The organism is Glycomyces mayteni, from assembly GCF_042428885.1.
Lineage (GTDB): Bacteria > Actinomycetota > Actinomycetes > Mycobacteriales > Micromonosporaceae > Glycomyces > Glycomyces mayteni.
In genome coordinates this window covers 229,382-254,356 of sequence record NZ_JBHMBP010000003.1, presented here as the reverse complement: position 1 = coordinate 254,356, position 24,975 = coordinate 229,382, and the positions used below count along the sequence as shown (strand labels likewise).

The window sequence follows — 24,975 nt, the reverse complement described above, 5'->3', positions numbered from 1 at the left end:
CCGTGTGTTCAGCGCCGCTTGTCTGATGCGCGCTTAATTCCTTCCGGCTTTCCGCCGACGAACCACGCCACACCTGTGTCCGCGATGAGGAGTACCGTGCCAACGCCAACGCGCAAACCGTCCCGCCCCAAAGGCCAGGGCCAATGGGCCATGGGCCACCGGGAGCCGCTCAACAAGAACGAGCAGTCCAAAAAGGACGACAACCCGCTGAACGTGCGGCAGCGCATCGAGACCATCTACTCGCACGGCGGCTTCGACTCGATCGACCCGGCCGACCTGCGCGGGCGCTTCCGCTGGTGGGGCCTGTACACGCAGCGCAAGCCCGGCATCGCGGGCGGCAAGACCGGCATCCTCGAAGAAGAGGAGCTGGACGACAAGTACTTCATGATGCGCGTGCGCATGGACGGCGGCCAGCTCAACCTGGCGCAGCTGCGCACCGTCGCCGACATCTCCAAGGAGTTCGGGCGCGACACGGCCGACGTCACCGACCGCGAGAACGTCCAGTACCACTGGATCCGCGTCGAGGACGTCCCCGAGATCTGGCGCCGCCTCGAAGCGGTCGGCCTCGACACGCAGGAGGCCTGCGGCGACTGCCCGCGCGTCATCCTCGGCTCCCCGGTCGCGGGCGTCGCCGTGGATGAGGTCATCGACGCCACGCCGCAGATCCAGGAGATCTACGACCGCTTCATCGGCGACCGCAGCCTCTCGAACCTGCCGCGCAAGTTCAAGTCCACGATCGGCTGGCTCCCCGACAGCCCCTACGAGACCAACGACATCTCGCTCGTCGGCGCCCACCACCCCGAGCTGGGACCGGGCTTCGACCTGTACGTCGGCGGCGGCCTCTCCACGAACCCGATGTTCGCGCAGCGCCTGGGCACCTGGGTCTCGCAGGACGACATCGTGGACGTGTGGGTCAACGTCGTCAAGATCTTCCGCGACTGGGGCTACCGGCGCCTGCGCACCCGCGCGCGCCTGAAGTTCCTCGTCAAGGACTGGGGCGCCGAGAAGTTCCGCGAGGTCCTCGAATCCGACGCGTACCTGGGCCGCAAGCTCCCCGACCTGGAGCAGCCCCCGGTCCCCGAGAAGCTCCTCGACCACATCGGGGTCCACCGGCAGAACGACGGCAAGTACTTCATCGGCCTCGCGCCGGTCGTCGGCCGCGTCTCCGGGACGATGCTCGGCCAGCTCGCCGACATCGCCGAGAAGTACGGCTCCGACCGCGTGCGCGCCACGCCGCTCCAGAAGCTCCTGCTCCTCGACATCCCCGCCGACAAGGTGGACGAGGCCGTCGAGGACCTGCGCGCGATCGGCCTGGAGGCGAACCCGTCGCCGTGGCGCCGGTCCACCATGGCCTGCACCGGCATCCAGTTCTGCAAGCTCGCGATCGTGGACACCAAGGACCGCGCCCGCGACCTCGTCGCCGAACTGGAGAAGCGCGTCCCCGAGCTCGACACGCCCGTGTCGGTCCACGTCAACGGCTGCCCGAACGCGTGCGCGCGCACCCAGACCGCCGACATCGGCCTCAAGGGCCAGCTCGTCGTCAAGGACGGCCGGCAGGTCGAGGGCTTCCAGGTCCACCTCGGCGGCGGCCATGCCGCCGCGGCGAGCCTGGGCCGCAAGTCCCGCGGCCTCAAGGTCGCCTCCGAGGACCTCGGCGACTACGTCGAGCGCGTCACCCGCCGCTACCTCGCGGGCCGCACCGAGGGCGAGACCTTCGCGCAGTGGGTCCACCGCGCGGAGGAGACGGACCTCCAGTGAGCGGCCGCGTCGTCCCCTACCACTGCCCGTACTGCGGGGAGGAAGACCTCAGGCCCTACGCGCCCGATGACGACAGCGACGTCGACATCAAGGGCGGATGGCACTGCGCGGACTGCACCCGCGTCTTCGCCGTCAAATACCACGGGATGGCGGCCGCGCCGATCATCGCGCCGCCTTCCCACCCGTCACCCGCCCCCACCCGACAACGAGGGCGCTCCGCGCCCGCAGAGACTCACGGCCCCGCGCCGGAGCGAACACCCCGATCGGAGTGAAGCAGCATGAGCAGCAACGGGATAGAGAGAGACCCATTCGAACTCCGTGACCTCGCCATGGCGGCGGGTGAGCGCCTCGAAGACGCCACGGCCCACCAGATCGTCGAGTGGGCGGTCGGCGAGTTCGGCGAGCGCTTCTGTGTGACCTCCTCGATGGCCGACGCCGCCGTGGTCCACCTCGCCAGCGAGGTCGCCCCCGGCATCGACGTGGTCTTCCTCGACACCGGCCTGCACTTCCCGGAGACCCTCGCGGTCCGCGACTTCGTCGCCTCGACCATGGACGTCAACGTGCGCTCGATCCAGCCCGACCAGAGCGTCCTGTCCCAGGACGCCGAGTTCGGCCCGCGCCTGTTCTCCCGCGCTCCCGACGAGTGCTGCTCCCTCCGCAAGGTCCTGCCGCTCAACGCGGCCCTCGCCGACTACGACGGCTGGGCCACCGGCCTGCGCCGCGACGAGGGCCCGACCCGCGCGAACACGAAGGTCGTCGACTTCGACCTCTCGCGCCGCAAGGTCAAGGTCTCCCCGATCGCGAAGTGGACCGAGGCCGACCAGGAGGCGTACATCGAGCGGTACAACATCCCGGTGAACCCGCTGCTCAAGGACGGTTTCCGATCCATCGGCTGCTGGCCGTGCACCCGCCGCACCGCGCCCGGCGAGGACCCGCGCGCGGGCCGCTGGGCCGCGTTCGACAAGACCGAGTGCGGACTGCATGTCTGACCGCCCGGCGCCGGACCCCGCCGCGGCCGGGGCCGCGGCGGGACCGGCGCCCTCGGGACCGCCGCGCCCGATCGTCCTGGTCGCCCACGGCAGCCCCGACCCGCGCTCCCCGGAGGCCGTCCGCGCCATCGCGCGGGCGGCCGGAGCCGACGTCGGCTTCCTGGAGTTCAACGAGCCGCACCCGGTGGAGGTCCTGCACACCATCGCCGACACCGGCGAGAGCGCGGCCGTGGCGCTCCCGCTGCTGCTCACCGACGCCTACCACTCCCGCACCGACCTCCCCGAGGTCGCCAAGCGCGCCGAGGCGTCCCGCCCGGGGCTCGCGGTCGCCGTCGCCCGCCCGGTGGGGGACCCGTCCCTCGCGCACGCCCTGATCCGCGACCTGCCCTACGGCGTCGACGGGCTCGTGGTGTGCGCCGCGGGCACCCGCGTCGACGCGGGCCGCGCGCACGTCGCCGCGGTCGCGGAGGAAGCGGGCCGCCTCCTCGGCGTCCCCGCCGGCCCCGGCTTCGCCTCGGGCCCCGGCCCCCGCCCGGCCGACACCGTCGCCGCGCTGAAGGCCCAAGGCGCCCAGCGCGTCGCGGCCGTCTGCTACTTCATCGCCCCCGGCGTCCTGTGCGACGCCGCGCTCGCCTCGGCACGCGACGCGGGCGTCGTCCACACGGGTGAACCTCTGGGCCCCGCACCGGAACTGCTCGACCTCATCGCCAAACGCGCCGCGGAAGCGTAGCTCAGCCGGTAGAACGCTTGGTTGTGGTCCAAGCGGTCGCCGGTTCAAGCCCGGCTATTCGCCTTCGCTGAACGGCCGGTGCTCGCCGAAGCCCACGGCCCGGCGGCTCGGGCCGCACAGCACCAGCGCCAGCATCACCGCCGCCAGGGCCCACGCCGCGACCCCGATCACCGGGTGCGCGGCCTCGCGCAGGTAGTACCCGACCGGCAGCCACAGGAGCGCCTGGAACACCGCCTGCGCGACGATGTCGCGGCGCTGGAGGAGCCGGCGCCCGATGAACCAGTAGTACAGCGCCGCGAGCCACGCCATGAGCGCGATGCCGACGGCCCCGCTCACGGTGTCGACGTGGCCGGTGAGGATCTCGATCAGGCCCCAGGCCCCGGCCGCGACGAGTCCCGTTGCGAGGAGCCAGAACACGCCGGCGGCTGCGGTCAGGGTCCACGGACGTGCGCTGTCACCGTGGCTTTCGGTGACCGCGCCCATGTCGGCGTCGGTTTCGTTCACACGCCAACCGTATCCCGGGCTACGCTGCGCCTATGCGCGACCTGAAAGCAGCGCCACAGCGCGGCCTGCTCATCGTGAACCCGAAGGCCTCCACCGGCTCGCGCCGCCGCACGCGCTGGGTCGTGAAAAAGCTCGACCAGGTGCTGGACCTGACGGTGCAGAAGACCGAAGGGCGCGGCCACGGCGAGGAGCTCGCCCGCCGCGGTGCCGACGCCGGGTACGACGTGGTCCTGAGCCTCGGCGGCGACGGCACGGTCAACGAGGTCGTGAACGGCCTGGTCGCCGACGGGCGGCCCGCCGAGGAGGCCCCGGTGTTCGCGCCGATCCCGGCCGGTTCGACGAACGTGTTCGCGCGGGCTCTCGGCCTGCCGTGGGACCGGCGCCGCGCGTCGATGGCGATCGTGTCGGCGCTGGTGGACTCGCCGCGCACCCGGACCGTCAGTCTCGGTCGCGCGCAGGGGGAAGGGGTCGACCGGCTGTTCACGTTCTGCGCCGGGCTCGGCTGGGACGCGTCGATCATCAAGAAGGTCGAGTCGTACCGCAAGAAGCGCAATCTCGGCGCGCACTACGCCCGCGCCGTCATGGCGGAACTGAATGAGCATGGTGTGGAAGGGGATTCGATCGAAGTGGAGTTGTCCACGGGTGAGGAGATCGAATCGACCGGGATGGTCGTGGTGCAGAACTGCGCACCGTGGACGTACCTCGGCGCCCTTCCGGTGAATCTCAACGCGCGGGCGTCCTTTAATGCTGGACTTGATGTCCTGATTCTGCGTAAACTGGGTTTGTCGGACGCCGCTCGGACCGCCGCTTCACTGCTGGTGGGACGTGACGGACCCGACGGGAAGCACGCGGTGACGCATCACGATCTCTCCAGGATCCGGTTGCGCGCGTCGCTCCCGCAGGCGTTCCAGCTCGACGGGGATTATCTCGGAGAGCGCACCGAACTCGAACTCGGCTCGGTGCCGAAGGCGCTGCGGGTGGCCTGCTAACAACTTGGGAAAACCTCTAGGTGGGTGTTGACAAGTCGCCCGTGAGCAGGCAAGGTTGATTTCGCCATCCCTTCCGGGACGGCGTGAGACTTACAACCGAATATCGTCTTTTCGGTGCGTATAGACCGGGCGTTGTGGGTACTTCTGCCCTGGCGGACTTTCCTAGCAGGTGTGTCTGCCAACCTTGAGTACCAGTGTGTCAAACCGGTTCGACTGGCTGTCACCGACCCCCTCCTTTACGAAGCCTGCAAGCCGGACAACGGCTTCGGCTCGCGCGGAGGGAACGTGTGGCGGGTGTCGCACGAGGGCCCGCGGTAGGGGTCCCCGCGACACGGCGGAACGAGTTCCCGGAGTCTTCTTCGAGGTAGCACGGTGAGTTCACTCACTTCGTGCTCATTTCCGGAGTCGAACCCTTGACAAAGCACAACCTTGTGAAAGTATTCACAAGGGCCCGGGTCACGGTGCGGACTTGTCGCAGATCCGCTCGCGGAGCTGTAAGTTTGCAGTCGCCATTTGGGCGGCCGACGCCGTAGGCGGGTGTGCCCCCCGGCCCAGAGCGTTCAGCAACGGTGCTGGCGCGACGCGAGGGCATTCCGAGCCCGCGGTGACAACGATTCCCTTTACGGGGAACCGCGATCCGTGCCGAGTGCCCGTCAGCGCCCCTTCCGTGTGGTGCGACCGCCGCGGCTTCACGCCCGGCGGAACACGGTTCGGCGTGCGAGCGGAGCGCGACCTGAACGCCCGGCGCGTGGCCCCAGCGGCCCGCGACGCCCGAACACAAGAACTGACTCATAACACCGTGAAAGCAAGATGCTTGATGCTTAGCAAGGAGATGTTTTGATGGATTGGCGCCACGAGGCCATCTGCCGCGACGAGGACCCCGAGCTGTTCTTCCCCATCGGGGACACCGGTCCGGCACTGGTACAGATCGAGCAGGCCAAGAACGTCTGCCGGCGCTGCCCCGTGACCGAGGAGTGCCTGCGGTGGGCGCTCGAAAGCGGTCAGGACGCGGGCGTGTGGGGCGGCATGAGCGAGATCGAGCGCCGCGAGGTGAAGCGCCGCTCCGGTGCGCTGCGCACGCTCGCCACCCAGGTCGTCGGCTAGTACTGCGCAATCCCTTGATGTAACCCATCCCTCGAATTTGCGACAACAGAAGCTTGGAAGGCCCGGCCGCCCGCCGGGCCTTCAAGCTTGTCCGGCCCCGGACACGCTGACGGCCCGCCGAAGGCGGTGGGGTGGGCCCCCGGTTTTCAATGGTTCCCGAGGGGTATGACATCCCAGTGCTCCGGAGGCATCGCAACGGCCGGGCTCCGGCGCTGGGAAGGGCCCCCGGTCTCGATAGTGCCGGAGGGGTATGACATTCCGCGGGGCGGCGGCGGGCGCTAGTGGATCTGGTGGCGCTCGGTGTCGGCGTCGGCCTCCGTGGCGGGGCGGCGCTGGCGGATGCGGATCGTGGTGGTGGCGTCGTGGACCTCGGCCTCGACCTCGTCGGTGAGGGCCCTGAGGACCTGCCACTGGTAGGACCCGGCGTCGGGGAGGGGCTCGCCCTTGGGGCGGCTGAGGACGATCTGGAGGGCCTCCTCGCCCACTTCCAGGCGGCACTTGAGGGGCTCGTCGCCGCCCTTGCGGCGGAACGGCCGGGGACGGCCGGGGTCGGGCGGGATCAGGAGCGCCACGGCGGCGTTCACCGCCGCCCGCAGGTCCTCGATCTCGTCGAGCGAGAACCCGAGGCGGGTCGCCACCGCCGCGGTCGCGGTCGGCAGCACCGACAGGTAGTCGCCCGTCGAGGGGACGTCGAGCAGCAGCACGTCGTCGCGCTCATCGCTCACCGGCATAACCGCTTCCTGTGACCGAGGAGCCCGAGACCGCGGACCCCTCTCGCTGCAAAGGATAATCGGACCGCGGCCCGGGTGCGGAACACCCCGGGCGAAATCCCACTCGCGGGGACGGCCCGAACGGAGAAGCGCCCCCTCCCGCGGCTCGGGACGGGGGCGCTCCACACGATTCGCGAAGGCGCTAGGCCTTCTTGGTCTCCCAGAAGATCTCGGCGATCTGGTCGATCTTCGCCAGCAGCTCCTCGGCGACCTTCGGGTCGGCCGAGCCCTTGGCGCCCGAGGCGCCCGCGAGCTTCGTCGCCTCGTTCACGAGGGTGTGGAGCTGCGGGTACTTCTCGAAGTGCGGCGGCTTGAAGTAGTCGGTCCACAGCACCCACAGGTGCTCCTTGACCAGGTTCGAGCGCTGCTCCTTGATGATCAGGGCCCGGGTGCGGAACTCAGGGTCCTCGTTGGCCTGGTACTTCTCGCAGATGGCCTTGACCGACTCCGCTTCGATGCGGGCCTGGGCGGGGTCGTAGACCCCGCACGGCAGGTCGCAGTGAGCGGAAGCCGAGATCTGCGGCAGCAGCCGCTTGAACAGAGGCTTGAACATGCGCCCCTCCAGCTTCCTTCAGTGGGTTGTGATTCCACCGCCGACCCTACCTCTCCGGCCGCCCCATTTGGCCCGGCCCCTAGAGTTGGGTACGCGACAGCGCTGCTCACAGAACACCATGGTGGACAGTGAAAACAACGAGACGGAGGTCAGTCCCGATGCTCGCCGCTTACGCCCGCAACGTGAATCCCGAGGACCCGTTCGACGCGCTCTCGGTGGGTGAGATCGAACCCCCGGCGGTGCCGGAGGACTGGACCCGCGTCGAACTCGTCGCGGCCTCGATCAACCACCACGACCTCTGGTCCCTCGCCGGAGTCGGCCTGCGCGCCGAGCAGACCCCGATGATCCTCGGCACCGACGCCGTGGGGCGCACCGACGACGGCGACGAGGTCGTCGTCTACCCCGTCATCGCCGACCCCTCGCTCGACGACGAGACCCTCGATCCCAAGCGCACCCTGCTCTCAGAGCTCCACCCCGGGACGCTCGCGGAGTACGTCTCGGTGCCCGCCCGCAACCTCGTGCCCGTGCCGAAGGGCTGGACCGCCGCCGAGGCCGCGTGCCTGCCGACCGCGTACCTCACGGCCTGGCGGATGCTCACCTCCCGCGGCCGCCTCGGCGCCGACGGGGCCGTCCTGGTGCAGGGCACCGGCGGCGGCGTCGCCACCGCCGCGATCGTCCTCGCCGGGGCCCTCGGCGCCCGCGTGTACGCCACCGGGCGCACCCCCGAGCGGCGCGAGAAGGCCGAAGCGCTCGGGGCCGTGCCCGTCGAGGCCGGGGGCCGCCTGCCCGAGCGCGTGGACGTCGTCGTCGACTCGGTCGGCGCGCCCGTCATGGCGCACTCGATCAAGTCCCTCAAGCCCGGCGGGCGCCTCGTCAACTGCGGCGTCACCGGCGGGCCCGTCGCGGAAGTGGACATGCGGCACGTCTTCTTCAAGCAGCTGGAGATCGTCGGCTCGACCATGGGCACCCTCACCGAGCTGCGGGAACTGCTCCTGTTCTGCGCCGAGAGCGGCCTCAAGCCCGTCATCGACTCCGTGCACGCCCTCCCCGACGCCGAACAGGCCCTGCGCCGCCTGGCCTCGGGCGACGCGTTCGGGAAGGTCGTCGTCGCCAACGGCTGAGGCCCCCGCGCGACAGCGTCGTAAGTACGACAGTGGGGCCGGTTTCTGCGGGGTTCTCCCGCGGCCGGTCCCGGCTGCCCCCACCCTGTAATGGAGGTCACTCCGAAAGCAGGGAGCAGCGGCCATGTCGGTAATGGGACGGGTCAAGGGCGGCATCAAGTCCGCCGCCGGAAGCACGTGGACCGTGACCAGGAAGATCCTGGTCAGGGTCGCGATCGCGGCGGCGATCATGGTCGTCGCCATCGCACTGGCGAGGAACGGCGAGAGCTCGGCCTCCGAGGCGGCCGGGGCCGCCGGCACCGAGGCCCGCCCGATCGCGGCGCAGCACGCCATCCTCTCCGAGGGCTGGACCCACGAGCAGGACCTGTCGTGCAAGTACACGGTGAAGGCCACGTTCGGGGTCTCGGTGTTCACCGAGACCGACATGGGCGCGCGGCGCCTGCTCCGGCTGCACAACAAGACCGAGGTCAACGGCGCGTGCGAGCCGACCCAGGGCGGCAGGACCATCGGCTGCGCGGGCCTGCGCTGGGAGACCGAGTGGATCAGGGTCCAGTCGGGCGACACCGTCGGCTACAGCCCGGCGTCGTGCCTCGTCAAGGAGGGGGTTCTATGAAGGGACCGGATCTGACGGCAGTGCCGGAGTGAGCGGCGACCGCTGGAGCACGCGGGGACCGCTCTGAGAGACGAACGACGACGGGGCCCGGAACTCGATTCCGGGCCCCGTCCACGTGCGCTACTTCAGGCCCACGCCCGCCACGCCGTTCACGATCTGCTTCTGGAAGATCATGAACACCACCAGCAGCGGCAGCGCGCCCACGACCGCGGACGCCATGTTCTGCGCGTACAGCAGGCCGTACCCGCCCGTGACCACGCCGAGGCCGACCGGGAGGGTCATCATCGACGGGTCGGTGGCGACCAGCAGCGGCCACAGGAAGTTGTTCCACGAGCCGATGAACGTGAAGATCCCGACCGCCGCGAGGATCGGCCCCGACAGCGGCAGGATGACGCTCCACAGCACCCGCAGGTGCCCGGCGCCGTCGATCTTCGCGGCCTCCTCGTAGTCGCGGGGGACCGCGTCGAAGAACCGCTTCAGGATGAACACCATGACCGGCGCGACCACCTGCGGGAGCGCCAGCCCCCAGTACGTGTTCGACAGGTTGAGGAAGCCCACGATGTCGAACAGCGGGATGATGAGCGCCTGGCCGGGGACCATGAGGCCCGCGATGATGATCCCGAAGACCACGTTCTTCCCCGGGAAGTCGAACCGCGAGAACCCGTACGCCGCGAGGACGCACAGGACCAGCGTCAGGACCGTGACGATCGTGGACACCACGGTCGAGTTCACCATCCACACCAGGTGGTCGCCCTGCTGGAACAGGGTGCGGTAGCCCTCCAGCGACCAGTCGCGCGGAATCCAGTGCACGTCCTGGCCGAGGCTCGCCTCGGTCTCGGTCTTCAGCGACGTGGACAGGGCCCACAGCAGCGGCAGCAGCCACAGGACCGCGAGCAGCACCACCGCGACGTACACGATGACCGCGCCCACGGACGGGCGCTTGAACCTGCGACGGCGCGGGGGCTCCTGCGCGGGCGCTTCGGCGGGCTTGTCGAGCACTGCGGTCATGTCAGGCCCCCTTCCGTGAGAACAGCCGGAACTGGACGATCGAGACGAGCAGGATGAGCACGAACAGGACGTACGACAGCGCGGACGCGTAGCCGATCCGGTAGCCCTCGAAGCCCGCGATGTAGATGTAGTGGATGGCGACCTCGGTGGCCCGGTTCGGGCCGCCGCCGGTCATGAGGTACATCTGGTCGAAGATGCGCAGGGACGCGATCAGCTGGAGCGTGATCACCAGGCCCGTGGTGCGGCTGAGCAGCGGGAGCGTGATGCTGCGCAGCTGCCGGAACCAGCCGGCGCCGTCGATCGCCGACGCCTCGTAGACGTCCTGCGGGATCGTCTGGAGCGCCGCCAGGTACAGCAGGAAGTTGAAGCCGAGCGTCCACCACACGGTCGTGATGACCACGGCCCACATGGCGCGGTGCTCGTCCTGGAGCCAGATCGTCGGGGTGTCCGGGCTCTGGATCCCGAACAGCTCCAGGTAGTGGTTGAGCAGGCCCCCGTCGGGCTGGTAGATCCACGTCCAGATGGTCGTGACGACCGAGACGGGGACGACGAACGGCGCGAAGAACGCCAGGCGCAGGAACCACCCGGCCCGGCGGGCCCGGTTCGCCAGCAGCGCGAAGACGATCGCGAGGACCACCAGCGGCGGCGTCGAGTACAGCGTGAACACCGCGGTGTTCCACAGGGCGTTCCAGGCGCGGTCGTCGGCGAACGCCTCGGCCCAGTTGTCCAGGCCCACCCAGCTGGGGGTGCGGCCGGTGATCGACTTGTCGGTGAAGGAGTAGTAGAGGCCGAGGACGGTCGGCCAGATCAGGAAGAGCGCGTAGGCGGCGAAGAACGGGAGGACGAACCACAGTCCGGTCCAGTCGCGCCGCTTGGCGTTCGGGGTGCTCGGGGGCCGCGTCGTCGCGGCCTGCGCCTCGGCGGGCGTCTCGGTTTGCGCAGTCATGGGGAGATCCTTGGATCGTTTCAATCGACCGGGTTCGGGAGCGAGACGAGGTCCTGGATCCGCTCCTTGAGCAGCGCCAGCGCCTCCTCGGGGTTCAGTGCCAGGCTGTAGACCTGCTGGAACACGGAGCCGGACTCGTCGAAGAGCCGGGCGCCGGAGCCGGAGAACCACACGTCCGGGTCGAGCTGGACGTTGTCGACGACCCCGGAGTACTCCGCGTTCGGCTCCAGGGCCTGGTACTCGGGGCTCTCGGTGACGGGCAGGTAGGCGGGGGTGTGCCCGGCCCCGGCCCCCCAGTCGAAGGAGTTCTGGATCATGAAGGCCACGTAGGCTATGGTGGCCCGGCGGACCTCGGGGTCCCACTGGTTGTGGTGGGGGAGGACGAAGGAGTGGCTGTCGCCCTGGGTGCGGCGGTTGCCGTAGAAGTCGGGCATCTCGGCCATGGAGAAGTCGAGGCCCTGGGCCTCGTCGAAGGCCCGGAAGCGGGTGATCTCCCAGTTGCCGACCTGGACGAACCCGGCGGCGCCGTTCTCGAAGTTGGCGGCGCACTGGGCGCCGTCGGCGAAGGTGGGGCACAGGCCCTCCTCGGCCATGAGGTACATGGTCTCGATGGCCTGGAGCGCCTTGTCGTCGTCCATCTCGTAGTCGCCGTCGCCGAAGGTCATCTCGCCGTCGGCCTGGCGGTACCAGGCCCAGAACTGCCGCCAGCCGCCGAAGGTGTCGAGCGAGGTGCCGTACTCGCCGGTGACGGCCTTGGCCTCGCGGAGGAGGTCGAAGTAGTCTTCGCGGCCCTGGGTCTCCAGGAGGGTCCGGTCGGGGTTGAGGGCGCCGATCTGCTCGCAGATCGAGCGGTTGTAGTAGTTGACGAGGGCGTGCGTGTCGAGCGGGATGGCGTACAGGTCGCCGTCGACGGAGCACTTCTCCCAGATCTCGGCGGGGAACGCGTCGGGGTCGAGCCCGGCGTCCTCGACCTCCTGGAGGTCGTAGGGGTCGAGGAGGGTGGCGGGGGAGAGGCTCTTGATGCGGGAGACGTGGGCGGTGGCGACGTCGGCGCCGTTGCCGCCGGAGGCGCCCATGACGATCCGGGTGTAGAACGGGGTGCCCCAGCCGAGGGTGGTGGCCTGGAGGTCGATGTCGGGGTGCTCGTCCTCGAAGCGGGTGTGCAGGTCGGTCATGATGGCGCCGTCGGCGCCGGCGAGGAGGTTCCACTGCTTGACGACGGTCTTGTCGCTGAGCGAGACCGCGAGGGAGCCGCATCCGGTGAGGCCCAGGCCCGCGGCGGCCGCCGTCCCGGTGAGGAGCGCCCGCCTGGAGACCGCTCCAGGCGGCGGGGGATGGTTCGGCATCTATGCATCACTCCAATGTGATCTTTGTCGGGACGGCCGATCGAAGGGTGAGCCGTTCCGCCATTGTTATCGGTCTCATCGAAGGAGTCAAGAGTGCGCATACATGGAAGCGCTACCGATGCGCAACTTGTTTTCCCCGGGGCGCCGCACGCGGCCCCGGGGACGCCGAAAGGGGGAGGCCGGGAACGGCCTCCCCCTTCGGTTCTCGTCGTTTACTGCGGCTGCGGGACCGCGACGTCGATGAGCGCCTGCTGCTCGACCTCGTGGACCTTCGGCGAGCCGGTGGACGGCGCGGCGGCGGCCGGGCGGGAGATGCGGCGCAGGTGGACCCCGCCGAGCTGCTCCAGCAGGTTGAGCGCGATGAACGACCACGCGCCCTGGTTCGCGGGCTCCTCCTGGACCCAGGCGGTCTCGACGGCGTTCGGGAACGCGCCGAGCGCGGCCTTGAGCTCCTCGGCGGGCAGCGGGTACAGCTGCTCGACGCGGAGGATCGCGGTGTCGGTGACGCCGCGGGCGGCCCGGGCCGCGGCCAGGTCGTAGTAGACCTTGCCGGAGCACAGGAGCACGCGCTTGACGTTCTCGGCGCGGATCTCGCCGGACGCGAGCGCCGGGTCGCCGAGGACGGGCTGGAAGCGGCCGGTGGTGAACTCCTCCAGCTGGCTGACGGCGGCCTTGTGGCGCAGCAGCGACTTCGGCGTGAAGACCACGAGGGGCTTCTTGACCGGGTCGAGGCCCTGGCGGCGCAGCAGGTGGAAGTAGTTCGCCGGGCTCGTGGAGTTGACCACGCGCATGTTCTCGTCGGCGCACAGCTGGAGGAAGCGCTCGATGCGCCCGGAGGTGTGGTCCGGGCCGGCGCCCTCGTGGCCGTGCGGCAGCAGCAGCGAGACGCTGGAGTGCTGGCCCCACTTGGCCTCGCCGGAGGAGATGAACTCGTCGATGACGGTCTGGGCGCCGTCGACGAAGTCGCCGAACTGGGCCTCCCACAGGACCAGCATCTCGGGGTTCTCCACCGAGTAGCCGTACTCGAAGCCGAGCGCGGCGTACTCGCTGAGCAGCGAGTCGTACACGAAGTACTTGGCGGTGTGCTCGCCCAGGTTCGACAGCGGCGTGTACTCGCCGCCGGTCTCCTGGTCGATGACCACGGAGTGGCGCTGCACGAAGGTGCCGCGGCGCGAGTCCTGCCCGGCGAGGCGGACGGCCTTGCCCTGCATGAGGAGCGAGCCGAACGCGAGCGTCTCGGCGAAGGCCCAGTCGACGCTGCCGGAGGTGGACATCTCGCTGCGCTTCTCCAGCACGCGGCGCACGGCCTTGTGCGGCGCGAAGCCGTCGGGGAGCGTGGTGTGGGCCTTGCCGATCATGGCGATCGTCTCGGCGTCCACGGACGTGTCGATGTCGGCGACCGGCTCGGGCTGGTGGCGCCACGGCAGCGGGCCGGTCTGCCCGGCCAGGGCCTCCTTGGTCTCGCGGAAGATCCGCTCCAGCTGCGCCTGGTAGTCCGCCAGGGACTCCTCGGCGTCCTCCATGGTGATGTCGCCGCGGCCGATGAGCGCGCGGGTGTACAGCTTGCGGACCGACTGCTTCGCGTCGATGACCTGGTACATCTCCGGGTTGGTCATCTTCGGGTCGTCGCCCTCGTTGTGGCCGCGGCGGCGGTAGCAGACCATGTCGATGACGACGTCCTTGCGGAACTGCTGCCGGTAGGCGAACGCGAGCTTGGCGACCTCGGTGACGGCCTCGGGGTCGTCGCCGTTGACGTGGAAGATCGGCGCCTGGATCATGCGGGCCACGTCGGTGCAGTACAGCGACGAGCGCGAGTGCGCGGGCGCGGTGGTGAAGCCGACCTGGTTGTTGACGACGGCGTGGACGGTGCCGCCGGTGCGGTAGCCGCGCAGCTGCGACAGGTTCAGGGTCTCGGCGACCACGCCCTGGCCCGCGAACGCCGCGTCGCCGTGGATGGCGACGGGCAGGACCGTGAAGCCCTCCTCGCCGAGGTTGAGGCGGTCCTGCTTGGCGCGCACGACGCCTTCGAGGACCGGGTTCACCGCTTCGAGGTGGGACGGGTTGGCGGCCACGGAGACCGTGATGCCGTCGCGGCCGTTCGGGGACGTGAACCGGCCCTTGAGGCCCAGGTGGTACTTGACGTCGCCGGAGCCGCCGATGCTCTTGGGGTCGATGTGCCCCTCGAACTCGGTGAAGATCTTGGAGAGCTTCTTACCGACGATGTTCGCGAGGACGTTCAGGCGCCCGCGGTGGGGCATCCCGATGACGACCTCGTCGAGCTCGGCGCCCGCGGCCTCGTTGAGGATGCGGTCGAGCAGCGGGATGAGCGACTCGCCGCCTTCGAGGCTGAACCGCTTCTGGCCCACGAACTTCGTCTGGAGGAACGTCTCGAACGCCTCGGCGGCGTTGAGGCGGCCCAGGATGTGCTTCTGCTCCTCGACCTTCGGCTTCTCGAAGGGGACCTCGATGCGCCGCTGGAGCCAGGCGCGCTCCTCCGGGTCCTGGATGTGCATGTACTCCACGCCGATGCGGCGGCAGTAGGAGTCGCGCAGGACGCCGAGGATGTCGCGCAGCTTCATGCGCTGCTGGCCCGCGAAGCCGCCGACGGGGAACGTCCGGTCGAGGTCCCACAGGGTGAGGCCGTGCGACAGGATGTCGAGGTCGGGGTGGCGGCGGATCTCGTAGTGCAGCGGGTTCGTGTCGGCCATGAGGTGGCCGCGGACCCGGTACGCGTGGATGAGCTCGATGACGCGCGCGTTCTTGTCGATCTGGCCCTCGTGGGTCTTCGACACGTCGCGGACCCAGCGGACCGGCTCGTACGGGATGAGCAGCGAGCGGAAGACCTCGTCGAAGAAGCCGTCGCCGAGCAGGAGCTTGTGGAGGGTCGCCAGGAACTGGCCGGACTCGGCGCCCTGGATGATCCGGTGGTCGTACGTCGAGGTGACCGTCATGATCCGGGAGACGCCCAGGTCCGAGAGGGTCTCGTCGGAGGCCCCGGCGAACTCCGCGGGCACCTCCATGGCGCCGACGCCGACGATGAGGCCCTGGCCCTTCATCAGGCGCGGGACGGAGTGGACGGTGCCGATGCCGCCCGGGTTCGTCAGCGTGAGCGTCGCCCCGGCGTGGTCCTCCATCGTGAGCTTCCCGTTGCGGGCCTTGCGGACCAGGTCCTCGTAGGCCTGCCAGAACTCGCGGAAGTCCATGGTCTCGGTGTTCTTGATGGACGGCACCACGAGGGTGCGCGAGCCGTCGGGCTTGGCGAGGTCGATCGCCAGCCCCAGGTTGACGTGCTCGGGGGTGACGAGCTGCGGCTTGCCGTCGACCACCTTGTAGGAGGCGTTCATGCCCGGGTGGGCCTTGACCGCCTGCACCAGCGCGTAGCCGATGAGGTGCGTGAAGGAGACCTTCCCGCCCTGGCCGCGCTTGAGGTGGTTGTTGATGACGATCCGGTTGTCGAACAGGAGCTTCGCGGGGACCGCGCGGACGGACGTGGCCGTCGGGATCTCCAGGGACGCGTCCATGTTCTGGGCTACCTTGGCCGCGACGCCTTTGAGCGGCTTGGTACCGGGTTCGTTCACGTCTGGGGTCGCCTTCTCGGTCGAAGCTTCGGGTGCCACGGCAGCGGGCGCGGGCTTCACGGGCTCCGCCGCGACCGGCGGCGCGGCCTGCGCGACCGGCTCGGCCTTGACGGGGGCCGGTGCGGCAGCCGCCGGCTCGGGAGCGGCCTGCGCGGCCGGCTTCCCGCCGTTGAGGTGCGCGGTCGTCGGATCGCCCCCGAAGAACTCGCGCCACCCGGCGCTCACACTGTCGGGGTTTTCGCGGTATCGCTCGTACATCTCGTTGACCAGCCACTCATTGGCACCGAAATCGGTCAGCGGATTGCCCGGAGTCGCACTCGACACGACTGAATCGCCTCTTCTTTGACGCTGCGTGGACGGGGACGGCAGTCCCCGGACTCAAGGGTAACCGGGAGGGGGAGGAACTGTAGTACCGGTAACGCCGTTGCGGGTCCGGTCACTAGGACCGTCGCGTATGTGCTGCGCAGCAGGTGGATACGGGTGGAAGTCTGTTTCGACACACCGGCGCGGTGCGCCCTGCGGGAGCCTCTCGGCACGCTGCGTGCGGGGGTGGCGCGCGCTAGCCCGCCGCGCTGGGCTCCTTGCCGGAGAACGTCTCGGTCGGCTCCTCCAGGAGCTCCTCGGCGCCGACGACGGTGAACAGCCGCGTGATGAAGCGGTTGGGGTTGACGACGGCCAGCGCGACGCCCATCTCGCGGGCGATGCGGTAGGCCACGACGATGGTGCCGATGCCGGTGGAGTCGAGGACCGTCACCTTCGCGACGTCGACCCGGATGGCGGTGGCGCCGCCCGCTTCGAGAGCGTTGGTGATCGTCTCCCGGATCTGGGGCGCCGTGGCGTAGTCGACTTCGCCGGAGAGCTCGACGGTGACGACACCGGTGTCGGTGGTGGCGGTCTCGATAGACAGCGTCATATTGCGATCCTCGCCCCTGTTGGGATCCTTGCCCGAGCACACCTGCCGTACTCGGCTGGAATACGAAGTCTATCCGACGGCTCCGACCGAAAACAGCTCGCGCGCGCCGGACGACCGCAAAGCCACGCACTCTTCAGAAAAAGGTCACACGAACGTGATCCGCATCAGTGCGGACGGTCACCCACCGCGGGCGCGGGCCGCGACCGCTTGGCACGCCATGGCGCCCGGCGTATGCTTCAGGACCACCTGTGACCAGCGGAGCACCGGCCCGTCGTGCCGACCGGCCCGCCCCGACCGCGAAGATGAGGCACATGCCGCTTTCGACCAGCCAGCCGAGCGCCGAGACCGAAGCGACCCTCCTGGTCGTGGAGGACGACGAGAACATCTGCGAGCTGCTCGCGACGTCGCTGCGGTACGCCGGGTTCGCCGTCCACGCCGTGGGCTCGGGCGACGAGGCGCTCCGCTCGGTGGCCCGCCACCGCCCCGACCTGGTGGTCCTCGACGTGAACCTGCCGGACTTCGACGGCTTCGAGGTGGTGCGCCGGATGCGGTCGGGCTCGGACCACACGCCGGTGCTCTTCCTCACCGCCCGCGACGACACCGCCGACACCGTCACGGGCCTGTCGGTCGGCGGCGACGACTACATCACCAAGCCGTTCGCGCTCGAAGAGGTCGTGGCGCGCATCCGCGCGGTGCTGCGCCGCTCCTCCGGCGAGCTGCCGCGGCCCTCGCGCCTCCAGTACGCGGACCTCGAACTCGACGAGGAGACGCACGAGGTGTGGCGCGCGGGCAAGGCCGTGCAGCTGTCGCCCACCGAGTTCAAGCTGCTGCGGTACTTCATGATCAACGCCGGGCGGGTGCTGTCGAAGGCGCAGATCCTCGACCACGTGTGGCGCTACGACTTCCGCGGCGACGACGGGATCGTGGAGTCGTACGTGTCGTACCTGCGGCGCAAGATCGACACGGGGGAGCCGAAGCTCATCCAGACCCTCCGGGGCATCGGGTACGTCCTGCGGGAGCAGCATCGTTGAGCGCACCGCGCGTCCTTGAAGGCGCCCGCGACAAGTGGGACCGCACCCCGCTGAGGGTCCGGCTCACCGCGGCCGTGCTCGTCCTCGTGGCCGGGTCCCTCATCCTCATCAGCGTGTCCACGATCCTGGCGCTGCACTCCTACTTCCTGGGCACGGTGGACGAGGAGCTGGAGGCGCAGCTCCTCAACTTCAGCCCCGACGTGTTCGACCCCGAGGACATGGAGGACGAGGGCACCCCGACCGTGCGGCCCGAGCAGTACGTCTTCTCGATCCTCTACGGCGAGGGCAACCGGTTCGACCGGCCCACCGACCGCGCCGACTACCCGGTGTTCGACTACGAGGACCTGGTGGCCGCCGACGGGGAGGCGTTCACCGCGCTCTCGGCCGACGGGACCACCCGGTGGCGGGTCCTGGGCCTGACCGGGTCCATGGTCGGCACCAACGACCCCGAGTACGACCCCGAGGACCACAACCTCCAGGGCGACGCCTACTACGTGCTGTCGTACAAGCTCGCGCACTTCGACAAGACCGTCGCGGGCCTGGTGTGGGTGGACCTGCTCATCGGCGCGGGCGTCCTCGCGGGCCTCGCGGCGATCGGCGTGGGCCTGGTGCGGGCGAGCCTCTCGCCGCTGCGGCAGATCGAGAACACCGCGGCGATGATCGCCGCGGGGAACTACTCGCGGCGCGTCCCCGAGCACGACCCGGCGACCGAGGTCGGCCGGGTGGGCCGGGCCATCAACTCGATGCTCACCAAGGTCGAAGGGGCCCTTCGGGCCCGCGAGTACTCCGAGCAGCGCGCGCACGACTCCGAGGAGCGGATGCGCGAGTTCATCGCCGACGCCTCGCACGAGCTGCGCACGCCGCTGACGAGCGTGCGCGGGTACGCGGAGCTGGTGCGCTCGAACCCGCAGATGCCCGAGGCCGACCGGCAGCACTACATCCGCCAGATCGAGGAGGCCGCCAAGCGCATGGGCCTGCTCGTGGGCGACCTCCTGCACCTGGCGCGCCTGGGCCAGGAGCGGCCGGTGGAGACCGAGCCGGTGGACCTCGCGCCGCTCGCGCACGAGGCGGTCGCGGCGCACGCGGTCATGACCGAGGACCACGAGCTGAGCTTCACGTGCGTCCCGGGGTCGGCGACGGTGGTCGCCGCGGACCGGGCCCGGATGCGGCAGGTCCTCGACAACCTCCTGTCGAACGCGCTGCGGCACACGCCCGCGGGCACGATCGTGCGCGTCGAGCTCGCCTCGGAGGACGGGACGGTGCTCCTCACCGTCGCCGACGACGGGCCGGGCATGGAGCAGGAGACCGCCGACCGGGTCTTCGAGCGGTTCTTCCGCTCCGACGCGGTCGTCCACCCCGGTTCGGGGCTGGGCCTGGCGATCGTCGCGGCCATCGTCAAGGCGCACGGCGGGACCGTCCAGGTCGCGTCCCGGCCCGGCGAGGGCACGGCGTTCACGGTGCGCCTCGCGGCCGAGCCCGCCGAGCAGGACGACTAGGCCCCTCCGAGCCGATTCTTGGGAACCTCTGAGGCGCGCTCCGCGAGGGCAGCGCTTGCCCGCGCCTGCCCGACCCGTCTGACCAGTGCGCCCGCCTCTGCGCGGGACTCGGTTCATTAAAGGGTTTTAAGGCGTTTTCGCAGCGGGCCGAGAGCTGGGCCCTGCAAGCTGCTTACATGAGCAACACTGAGAGCACCAAGGGCCCCGAGGGGACCGCGCCGGAGGGCCCCGACGGGGCTCCGAACCCCGCTGAGGCCGCGTCCGCCGCGGACCAGCCGCTCCCCGAGCACTTCCACGACCACGCCTCCGCCGACCAGCACCCCGCCGCGCCCGCGGCCCCCGAGGCGAGCCTCCCGCCCGCCCCGCCCGCCGCCTACCCGGAGGCCCCGGCCCACCCGCCGGTCCACCAGGCGCCCGCCCCGCAGGGCCCCCAGGGCCCGGCCACCGACCAGACCCGCGTCCTCCCCGCGGGCGCGCCCGCACCGGCCCCGGTCGGCGCGCCGCACATGGCCGCCCCCGCCCCTGGCTGGCAGCCCTCGCAGGTCCCGCCGATGTACCAGGGCCACGGCGCGGCCGTCGCCCCGCCGCGGCGCGGCCGCGGCAGGATCGTCGCCGGGGCGCTGGCCCTCGCGCTCGTCGCCGGGGGCGCCGGGGGCGTCGCCGGGTGGTTCCTCAACGACGGGAACTCGGGCACCACCGTGGTCGAGTCCGTGTCGATGAACGCCGGGGACGGCCTCACCTACACCGACATCGTCAACAAGGTCAGCCCGTCGGTCGTCACGATCGTCACCGACTCCGCGGAGGGCTCGGGCGTCGTCTACTCCGACGACGGCTACATCGTCACGAACAACCACGTGGTCGACGGCGCGCAGACCGTGGAGGTCCGCTTCTCGGACGGCACCACCGCCGACGCGCAGATCATCGCCACCGACACCACCCAGGACCTCGCGGTCATCCAGGTGTCGGGCGTGGACAACCTGACGCCGATCACGTTCGGCGACTCCGACTCGATCCAGGTCGGCGACGCCGCCGTGGCCCTCGGCTCGCCGCTGGGCCTCGAAGGGACCGTCACCACCGGGATCGTCTCGGCCCTGGACCGGTCCATGACCGTCGCGGGCGAGGAGCAGCAGGGCTTCCAGCAGCAGTCGAGCTCGACGCTCACCGGCCTCATCCAGACCGACGCGGCCATCAACTCCGGGAACTCCGGCGGCGCGCTCGTCAACGGCAACGGCGAGCTCATCGGCATCAACACCGCGATCGCGACCACCGACTCCGGCTCGATCGGCCTCGGCTTCGCGATCCCGTCGAACACCGTGCAGAGCGTCGTGGAGCAGCTCATCGAGGGCGGCTCGGTCGAGCAGGGCTACCTCGGGGTCTCGGTGGCCGACACCGACGGCAACGGCGCGATGGTCCTGTCCGTGGAGGGCGGCTCGCCCGCCGAGTCCGCGGGCCTGAAGGAGGGCGACATCATCACCGCCGTGGACGGCAACCCGATCACCAGCGCCTCCGAGGTGGTCGCGGCGGTGCAGGGCACGGCCTCGGGCACGAAGGTCGCCATCACGTACACGCGCGACGGCCAGGAGGCGACCGCGGACGCGACGCTCGCGGCCTCGTGACACCTGAACGCGGACACGCGCAGACGCGGCCCCGGGCGAGAGCCCGGGGCCGCGGCCGTGTCATTGCGCCGCGCCGGTCCCGGCCTGGATCGCGGCCCGCACGGGGCGCAGCTCGGCCGGCGGCTGGCCGGTGTCGATCCACTCCGCGAGGCGGTCGCGGTCCACGATGAGGACCCCCAGCTGGCGCGCGACCGCTTCGTTGCGGGCCGCGTGGTGCATCCAGTGCAGGTTCGCGTTGGTGATGATGACGCCGGCGTCGCAGTCCCAGCGGGCCTTGATCTCCCCGCCGAGGATCTGCACGTGGCGGTTGCCGTTGCGGCGGCGCAGCTGCTTGTCGTCCTTCTTGGCGCGCACGATGATGCGCTTGCCGTTGTTGAAGGTGACGACGAAGTTGCAGCCGAGGTCGTTCTTGCGGTGGCCGAACTTCTTGACGCGCTTGGCGTCCAGGCCCACCAGGAGCTGGCCGACCATGGCGTCGAACGTGGGCATGTTCATCCGGTCGACGTTGCGCATGAGCTCGTGGCGCTCGGCGGTGAGCGTGCGGTCGCGGTGCTCGTGGCCGCGGCTGCGGAACAGGACCCATCCCGCTATCGCCGTGCCCCCCAACAGGATCGCCACCGAAGCGAACCATGCCCAATGGTCCGCTACGAAACTCAGAACGTAGTAGCCGATGATGAGAGCGGCGAGACCCGCTCCTACTCTGAGGATCACGGACAAGGCGGCCTCCATTGGGTTCAGAGGGCTTGCGGTTAGCGTTATGTCGCCTGTGTTGTCACTACGAGTATCCGTTACCGTTCGCTCACGCGTAAGGGCAATGTCCGGTACCCGACAGCATGACGCGGCATCCTGCATGTGCGGCCCGTCGCGGCGCGTTCACCGGCCCGGGCCCCCGCCGCCGTTGGTGGGGGATACTGTCCCGGTGTCGACACTTGATTCGGGCGTTTTGGTGCTTCTCGGTGCGCCCCTGGGAAATCCAGAGGACGCCTCATCACGTCTGCGGACCGAGCTGGGCCGGGCCGACGTCATCGCCGCAGAGGATACCCGGCGGCTGCGGCGGCTCCTCAGTGAGCTGGATGTGGTCCCAGGGGCGCAGATCACCTCGTATTTCGAGGCGAACGAGGCGGGGCGAACCGACACCCTCCTCGAACAGCTGCGCGAAGGCAAGCGGGTCGCGGTCATCACCGACGGCGGCATGCCCTCGGTCTCCGACCCCGGCTTCCGCCTCGTCCGCGCCGCCATCGACGCCGGTGTTCCCGTCACATGCGCGCCCGGCGCGAGCGCCGTGACGACCGCCCTCGCCCTCTCGGGGATGCCGTGCGACCGGTTCTGCTTCGAGGGCTTCGCGCCCCGCAAGGACGGCGAGCGCCGCCGCCTCTTCGGCGACCTCGCCGAGGAGAAGCGCACGATGGTGTTCTTCGAGTCGCCGCGCCGTGTAGCGGATACCTTGCGGGCGATGTCCGAAACCTTCGGCCCCGACCGCCCCGTGGCCCTGTGCCGCGAGCTCACCAAGACCCACGAGGAGATCCGCCGCGGCACCCTCGCCGAACTCGCCGAAGGCGCCGAGGCCGACCCGCCCCGCGGCGAGATCACCCTCGTCCTCTCCGGCTGGACCGGCCCCGACGCCAGCGAAGCCACCCCCGAGGCCATGGCCGCCGCCGTCGCCGCCCTGGAGGACGCCGGAACCGACCGCAAGACCGCCATGAAGGAGGTCGCGGTCCGCTTCGGCGTCACCCGCAGGGACGTCTACGACGCGGTGCTCACAGCTCGTCGAATTTGAAGGTCTTCCAGGAGACGAGGGCGACCAGGACGGCGAAGGCCGCGAGGAAGCCGATCTGGGGGAGGACCGCGGCCGGGGACTCGCCGTAGACGACGACCGACTGGAGGGCCTCGTTGAGGTAGCGCATCGGGGAGGCGTACGAGAGCCACTGGACCCACTGCGGAGAGAGGGCGAGCGGGTAGAACGCGCCGGAGACGAACGCCATCGGCATCGTCACCAGGTTCGACAGGCCCGCCGCGGCCGGGCTGGTCTGGGCGATGCCGCCGATGACCACGCCGATCGCCAGGAACGCGAACGTGCCGAGCAGGACCAGCGGCGCGGCGAACCACGTCCACGCCGACAGGTGCAGCCCGAACCCGAGCGCCGCGACGGCCAGGAACACCGCGGTCTGCGCGACCGCGACCACGAGGTTCACCGAGACCTTCGCGCCCAGGAACGTGCCCACCGAGGCGGGGGTCAGGCGCAGGCGGCGCATGAGCTTGTCGCGCTTCCAGTCCACGATCGTGCCGGCCGCGCCGAACACGCCCGAGATGGCGACGCCCCACGCGAGGATGCCCGGGGCGAGGTACTGGATCGGCTGGAGCGCGCCGCCGTCGGCCTCCTCGACGTCGGCGGCGAGCACCGGCTCGTCCGGCGCCGCGGCCGAGAGGACCTCGACGTTCACGTCGTCCACGAGCGCCGAGAGCCGCCCTTCGGCGATCGCGCCGGACGTCGAGTTCGTCCCCGACGGGTAGATCCTCACCGTCGCGCCGTCCTGGACGACCGCGGCGTCCGCGTCGCCCTCGCGGAGCATCTCCAGGGCCGCGTCCAGGTCGGGCGCCTCGGACACGGCGAACTCGTCGGCGTCCGCGCCCTCCAGGACCGCGACGTCGCCGACGGCGACGATCCGGGAGGCCGCGGTGTCGCCGGAGCCGAAGACGCTCGCGAGCAGCACCATGAACATGAGCGGCAGGAGCATCGTGAAGAAGATCTGGCTGCGGTCGCGGACCCACCCGCGGCCCAGGGCCTTGAACAGGCTCCAGAACGCCCGGCCGCGCGTGCCCGCCGGGGCCTCGCGCCCGGTGCGCTCCTCGGTCACCGCGCTCATCCGCGCCACTCCCGTCCGGTGACGTGCAGGAACACGTCTTCGAGGTTCGCCGTGCGCACCGCCAGGCCCTCCAGGGCCCCGTCGGAGGCCAGCGCGGTCAAGAGCTTGCGCGGGTCGCGGGTCTCGAACACGACCGCGCCGTCCGCGGCGGCGGCCGTCCCGTCGATCGCCAGCTCGGCGATGCGGGCGTCGTCGAGCTGCCCGGCGGCGACGGTGACCCTGGTGGGCGCGTCGAGCTTCCGCACGAACTCGGCGGGGGAGTCCACGGCCTTGATGCGCCCGGCGTCCATGATGGCGACCCGGTCGCAGAGCGCCTCGGCCTCCTCCATGTAGTGCGTGGTGAGCACCACGGTGCGGCCCTCGTCGTTGATGGCGCGCATGAGGTCCCAGAGGTTGCGGCGGGCCTGCGGGTCGAGCGCGGCGGTCGGCTCGTCGAGGAACACCAGCTCGGGGTCGCCCACGAGCGCGCACGCGATCGAGAGGCGCTGCTGCTGGCCGCCGGAGAGCTTCTCGCAGCGCATGTGCACGTGCTCGGAGAGGCCGACCAGGTCGAGCATCTCGGCGGCGCGCGCCTTCGTCGCGCCGTACAGCTCCGCGAACGTCCCGATCTGCTCGGCGACGGTGAGGAACTCGAAGAACGCGGACGCCTGGAGCTGCACGCCGAGGCGGCGGGTCAGCTCGGGGGAGTGGGGCCACGGCGAGCGGCCGAGGAGGCGCACGTCCCCGGAGTCGGGCCGGCGCAGGCCCTCGACGATCTCCAGGGTGGTGGTCTTCCCGGCCCCGTTGGGGCCGAGGATGCCGAAGAACTCGCCGCGCTCGACGCGGAAGCTGACGCCGTCGACCGCGCGGACCTCGCCGGTCCGGCGGCCGCGGTAGGTCTTGCGGAGGTCGGCGACCTCGATGGCGGCTTCCATAGAGGCCAACCTATGGCATCGGCCGATGTGACGGGGTTCTCGGCCCCGGCGTTCACACCGCCCGTAACAGGACCGTGAGGTGAACTTCACGGGCCCGGCACGGCCGCCGCACCTCCAGGCAACGCCGCCCGC

At 70.4% G+C, this 24,975-nt stretch carries 22 protein-coding genes; 11 read left to right on the top strand and 11 right to left on the bottom strand.

The features are described 5' to 3' along the window. Positions 1 to 84: 84 nt before the first annotated feature. From ACFFXY_RS13705 to ACFFXY_RS13695, 3 genes are all read left to right on the top strand, one after another. Positions 85 to 1,758 (top strand): nitrite/sulfite reductase, encoded by a 1,674-nt coding sequence (locus ACFFXY_RS13705; protein WP_382351251.1) that lies wholly within the window; start codon positions 85 to 87, stop codon positions 1,756 to 1,758. A gap of 278 nt (positions 1,759 to 2,036) precedes the next feature. Next, positions 2,037 to 2,747, top strand: coding sequence for a phosphoadenylyl-sulfate reductase (locus ACFFXY_RS13700; RefSeq protein WP_382351248.1), 711 nt, complete (start codon positions 2,037 to 2,039; stop codon positions 2,745 to 2,747). Then, positions 2,740 to 3,477 carry a sirohydrochlorin chelatase gene (locus ACFFXY_RS13695; protein WP_382351245.1) on the top strand — a complete coding sequence of 246 codons (738 nt, stop codon included), beginning with the start codon at positions 2,740 to 2,742 and terminating at the stop codon, positions 3,475 to 3,477. Before ACFFXY_RS13700 ends, ACFFXY_RS13695 begins: the two co-directional genes overlap by 8 nt. 54 nt (positions 3,478 to 3,531) lie before the next feature. On the opposite strand, the gene ACFFXY_RS13690 is transcribed toward ACFFXY_RS13695, so the two are convergent. Beyond that, positions 3,532 to 3,981 (bottom strand): hypothetical protein, encoded by a 450-nt coding sequence (locus tag ACFFXY_RS13690; protein WP_382351242.1) that lies wholly within the window; start codon positions 3,979 to 3,981, stop codon positions 3,532 to 3,534. 32 nt (positions 3,982 to 4,013) lie between these two features. On the opposite strand from ACFFXY_RS13690, the gene ACFFXY_RS13685 reads away from it, so the two are divergent. Beyond that, positions 4,014 to 4,970 carry a diacylglycerol/lipid kinase family protein gene (locus ACFFXY_RS13685; protein WP_382351239.1) on the top strand — a complete coding sequence of 319 codons (957 nt, stop codon included), beginning with the start codon at positions 4,014 to 4,016 and terminating at the stop codon, positions 4,968 to 4,970. A gap of 840 nt (positions 4,971 to 5,810) precedes the next feature. After that, the gene (locus ACFFXY_RS13680) at positions 5,811 to 6,074 is read left to right on the top strand and encodes a WhiB family transcriptional regulator (protein WP_112134386.1); all 264 of its coding nucleotides are present in this window, start codon (positions 5,811 to 5,813) and stop codon (positions 6,072 to 6,074) included. A gap of 278 nt (positions 6,075 to 6,352) precedes the next feature. On the opposite strand, the gene ACFFXY_RS13675 is transcribed toward ACFFXY_RS13680, so the two are convergent. Both ACFFXY_RS13675 and sodN read right to left on the bottom strand, forming a co-directional pair. Further along, positions 6,353 to 6,799: an ATP-binding protein gene (locus ACFFXY_RS13675; RefSeq protein ID WP_382351235.1), complete on the bottom strand. Its 447-nt coding sequence runs from the start codon at positions 6,797 to 6,799 to the stop codon at positions 6,353 to 6,355. A gap of 187 nt (positions 6,800 to 6,986) precedes the next feature. Beyond that, positions 6,987 to 7,397 (bottom strand): superoxide dismutase, Ni, encoded by a 411-nt coding sequence (gene sodN / locus ACFFXY_RS13670; RefSeq protein ID WP_359943720.1) that lies wholly within the window; start codon positions 7,395 to 7,397, stop codon positions 6,987 to 6,989. Between the two features lie 158 nt (positions 7,398 to 7,555). Here sodN and ACFFXY_RS13665 point away from each other — a divergent pair, with 158 nt between their 5' ends. Together ACFFXY_RS13665 and ACFFXY_RS13660 are read left to right on the top strand one after the other, a co-directional pair. After that, entirely contained in the window at positions 7,556 to 8,518 is a 963-nt protein-coding gene (locus ACFFXY_RS13665) for a zinc-binding dehydrogenase (RefSeq protein WP_382351232.1), read from the top strand. Between the two features lie 124 nt (positions 8,519 to 8,642). Further along, positions 8,643 to 9,131: a hypothetical protein gene (locus tag ACFFXY_RS13660; RefSeq protein ID WP_382351229.1), complete on the top strand. Its 489-nt coding sequence runs from the start codon at positions 8,643 to 8,645 to the stop codon at positions 9,129 to 9,131. A 120-nt stretch (positions 9,132 to 9,251) separates the two neighbouring features. Here the strand turns inward: ACFFXY_RS13660 and ACFFXY_RS13655 are convergent, their stop codons facing one another. The 5 genes from ACFFXY_RS13655 to ACFFXY_RS13635 all read right to left on the bottom strand — a co-directional run bounded on the left by ACFFXY_RS13655 (position 9,252) and on the right by ACFFXY_RS13635 (position 16,922). Beyond that, complete coding sequence (locus ACFFXY_RS13655) at positions 9,252 to 10,139, bottom strand: carbohydrate ABC transporter permease (protein WP_382351226.1); 888 nt, start codon at positions 10,137 to 10,139, stop codon at positions 9,252 to 9,254. A 1-nt stretch (position 10,140) separates the two neighbouring features. Then, complete coding sequence (locus ACFFXY_RS13650) at positions 10,141 to 11,085, bottom strand: carbohydrate ABC transporter permease (RefSeq protein WP_382351223.1); 945 nt, start codon at positions 11,083 to 11,085, stop codon at positions 10,141 to 10,143. 20 nt (positions 11,086 to 11,105) lie between these two features. After that, complete coding sequence (locus tag ACFFXY_RS13645; protein WP_382351220.1) at positions 11,106 to 12,431, bottom strand: extracellular solute-binding protein; 1,326 nt, start codon at positions 12,429 to 12,431, stop codon at positions 11,106 to 11,108. Positions 12,432 to 12,643: 212 nt separating this feature from the next. Then, a complete protein-coding gene (locus ACFFXY_RS13640; RefSeq protein WP_382351217.1) occupies positions 12,644 to 16,333 on the bottom strand; it encodes a multifunctional oxoglutarate decarboxylase/oxoglutarate dehydrogenase thiamine pyrophosphate-binding subunit/dihydrolipoyllysine-residue succinyltransferase subunit in 3,690 nt (1,229 codons plus the stop codon). Between the two features lie 235 nt (positions 16,334 to 16,568). Beyond that, positions 16,569 to 16,922, bottom strand: coding sequence for an STAS domain-containing protein (locus ACFFXY_RS13635; protein WP_382351214.1), 354 nt, complete (start codon positions 16,920 to 16,922; stop codon positions 16,569 to 16,571). A gap of 311 nt (positions 16,923 to 17,233) precedes the next feature. Between ACFFXY_RS13635 and ACFFXY_RS13630 the strand changes: the two genes are divergently transcribed. From ACFFXY_RS13630 to ACFFXY_RS13620, 3 genes are all read left to right on the top strand, one after another. Continuing rightward, on the top strand, positions 17,234 to 17,953 hold the full coding sequence (locus ACFFXY_RS13630) for a response regulator transcription factor (protein WP_091053582.1): 720 nt from the start codon (positions 17,234 to 17,236) through the stop codon (positions 17,951 to 17,953). Next, the gene (locus ACFFXY_RS13625; protein ID WP_382351210.1) at positions 17,950 to 19,449 is read left to right on the top strand and encodes a sensor histidine kinase; all 1,500 of its coding nucleotides are present in this window, start codon (positions 17,950 to 17,952) and stop codon (positions 19,447 to 19,449) included. The genes ACFFXY_RS13630 and ACFFXY_RS13625 overlap by 4 nt, the downstream gene beginning before the upstream one ends. Before the next feature lie 176 nt (positions 19,450 to 19,625). Continuing rightward, complete coding sequence (locus ACFFXY_RS13620) at positions 19,626 to 21,065, top strand: S1C family serine protease (RefSeq protein ID WP_382351207.1); 1,440 nt, start codon at positions 19,626 to 19,628, stop codon at positions 21,063 to 21,065. Between the two features lie 60 nt (positions 21,066 to 21,125). On the opposite strand, the gene ACFFXY_RS13615 is transcribed toward ACFFXY_RS13620, so the two are convergent. Beyond that, the gene (locus ACFFXY_RS13615; protein ID WP_382351204.1) at positions 21,126 to 21,683 is read right to left on the bottom strand and encodes a restriction endonuclease; all 558 of its coding nucleotides are present in this window, start codon (positions 21,681 to 21,683) and stop codon (positions 21,126 to 21,128) included. Positions 21,684 to 21,984: 301 nt separating this feature from the next. On the opposite strand from ACFFXY_RS13615, the gene rsmI reads away from it, so the two are divergent. Continuing rightward, a complete protein-coding gene (gene rsmI / locus ACFFXY_RS13610; RefSeq protein WP_382351202.1) occupies positions 21,985 to 22,842 on the top strand; it encodes a 16S rRNA (cytidine(1402)-2'-O)-methyltransferase in 858 nt (285 codons plus the stop codon). Here rsmI and ACFFXY_RS13605 read toward each other — a convergent pair. Both ACFFXY_RS13605 and ACFFXY_RS13600 read right to left on the bottom strand, forming a co-directional pair. Then, a complete protein-coding gene (locus ACFFXY_RS13605; protein WP_382351199.1) occupies positions 22,823 to 23,929 on the bottom strand; it encodes an ABC transporter permease in 1,107 nt (368 codons plus the stop codon). The genes rsmI and ACFFXY_RS13605 overlap by 20 nt on opposite strands. Further along, positions 23,926 to 24,843, bottom strand: a complete 918-nt coding sequence (locus tag ACFFXY_RS13600; protein ID WP_382351196.1) for an ABC transporter ATP-binding protein — start codon at positions 24,841 to 24,843, stop codon at positions 23,926 to 23,928. Before ACFFXY_RS13600 ends, ACFFXY_RS13605 begins: the two co-directional genes overlap by 4 nt. Between the last annotated feature and the right edge of the window lie 132 nt (positions 24,844 to 24,975).

Bases quoted from the DNA above. Each gene is read 5' to 3' on its own strand.
- ACFFXY_RS13705 (WP_382351251.1), top strand. From the start codon at position 85: ATGAGGAGTACCGTGCCAACGCCAACGCGCAAACCGTCCCGCCCCAAA.
- ACFFXY_RS13700 (WP_382351248.1), top strand. From the start codon at position 2,037: ATGAGCAGCAACGGGATAGAGAGAGACCCATTCGAACTCCGTGACCTC.
- ACFFXY_RS13695 (WP_382351245.1), top strand. From the start codon at position 2,740: ATGTCTGACCGCCCGGCGCCGGACCCCGCCGCGGCCGGGGCCGCGGCG.
- ACFFXY_RS13685 (WP_382351239.1), top strand. From the start codon at position 4,014: ATGCGCGACCTGAAAGCAGCGCCACAGCGCGGCCTGCTCATCGTGAAC.
- ACFFXY_RS13680 (WP_112134386.1), top strand. From the start codon at position 5,811: ATGGATTGGCGCCACGAGGCCATCTGCCGCGACGAGGACCCCGAGCTG.
- sodN (WP_359943720.1), bottom strand. From the start codon at position 7,397: ATGTTCAAGCCTCTGTTCAAGCGGCTGCTGCCGCAGATCTCGGCTTCC.
- ACFFXY_RS13665 (WP_382351232.1), top strand. From the start codon at position 7,556: ATGCTCGCCGCTTACGCCCGCAACGTGAATCCCGAGGACCCGTTCGAC.
- ACFFXY_RS13660 (WP_382351229.1), top strand. From the start codon at position 8,643: ATGTCGGTAATGGGACGGGTCAAGGGCGGCATCAAGTCCGCCGCCGGA.
- ACFFXY_RS13655 (WP_382351226.1), bottom strand. From the start codon at position 10,139: ATGACCGCAGTGCTCGACAAGCCCGCCGAAGCGCCCGCGCAGGAGCCC.
- ACFFXY_RS13650 (WP_382351223.1), bottom strand. From the start codon at position 11,085: ATGACTGCGCAAACCGAGACGCCCGCCGAGGCGCAGGCCGCGACGACG.
- ACFFXY_RS13645 (WP_382351220.1), bottom strand. From the start codon at position 12,431: ATGCCGAACCATCCCCCGCCGCCTGGAGCGGTCTCCAGGCGGGCGCTC.
- ACFFXY_RS13635 (WP_382351214.1), bottom strand. From the start codon at position 16,922: ATGACGCTGTCTATCGAGACCGCCACCACCGACACCGGTGTCGTCACC.
- ACFFXY_RS13630 (WP_091053582.1), top strand. From the start codon at position 17,234: ATGCCGCTTTCGACCAGCCAGCCGAGCGCCGAGACCGAAGCGACCCTC.
- ACFFXY_RS13620 (WP_382351207.1), top strand. From the start codon at position 19,626: ATGAGCAACACTGAGAGCACCAAGGGCCCCGAGGGGACCGCGCCGGAG.
- ACFFXY_RS13605 (WP_382351199.1), bottom strand. From the start codon at position 23,929: ATGAGCGCGGTGACCGAGGAGCGCACCGGGCGCGAGGCCCCGGCGGGC.
- ACFFXY_RS13600 (WP_382351196.1), bottom strand. From the start codon at position 24,843: ATGGAAGCCGCCATCGAGGTCGCCGACCTCCGCAAGACCTACCGCGGC.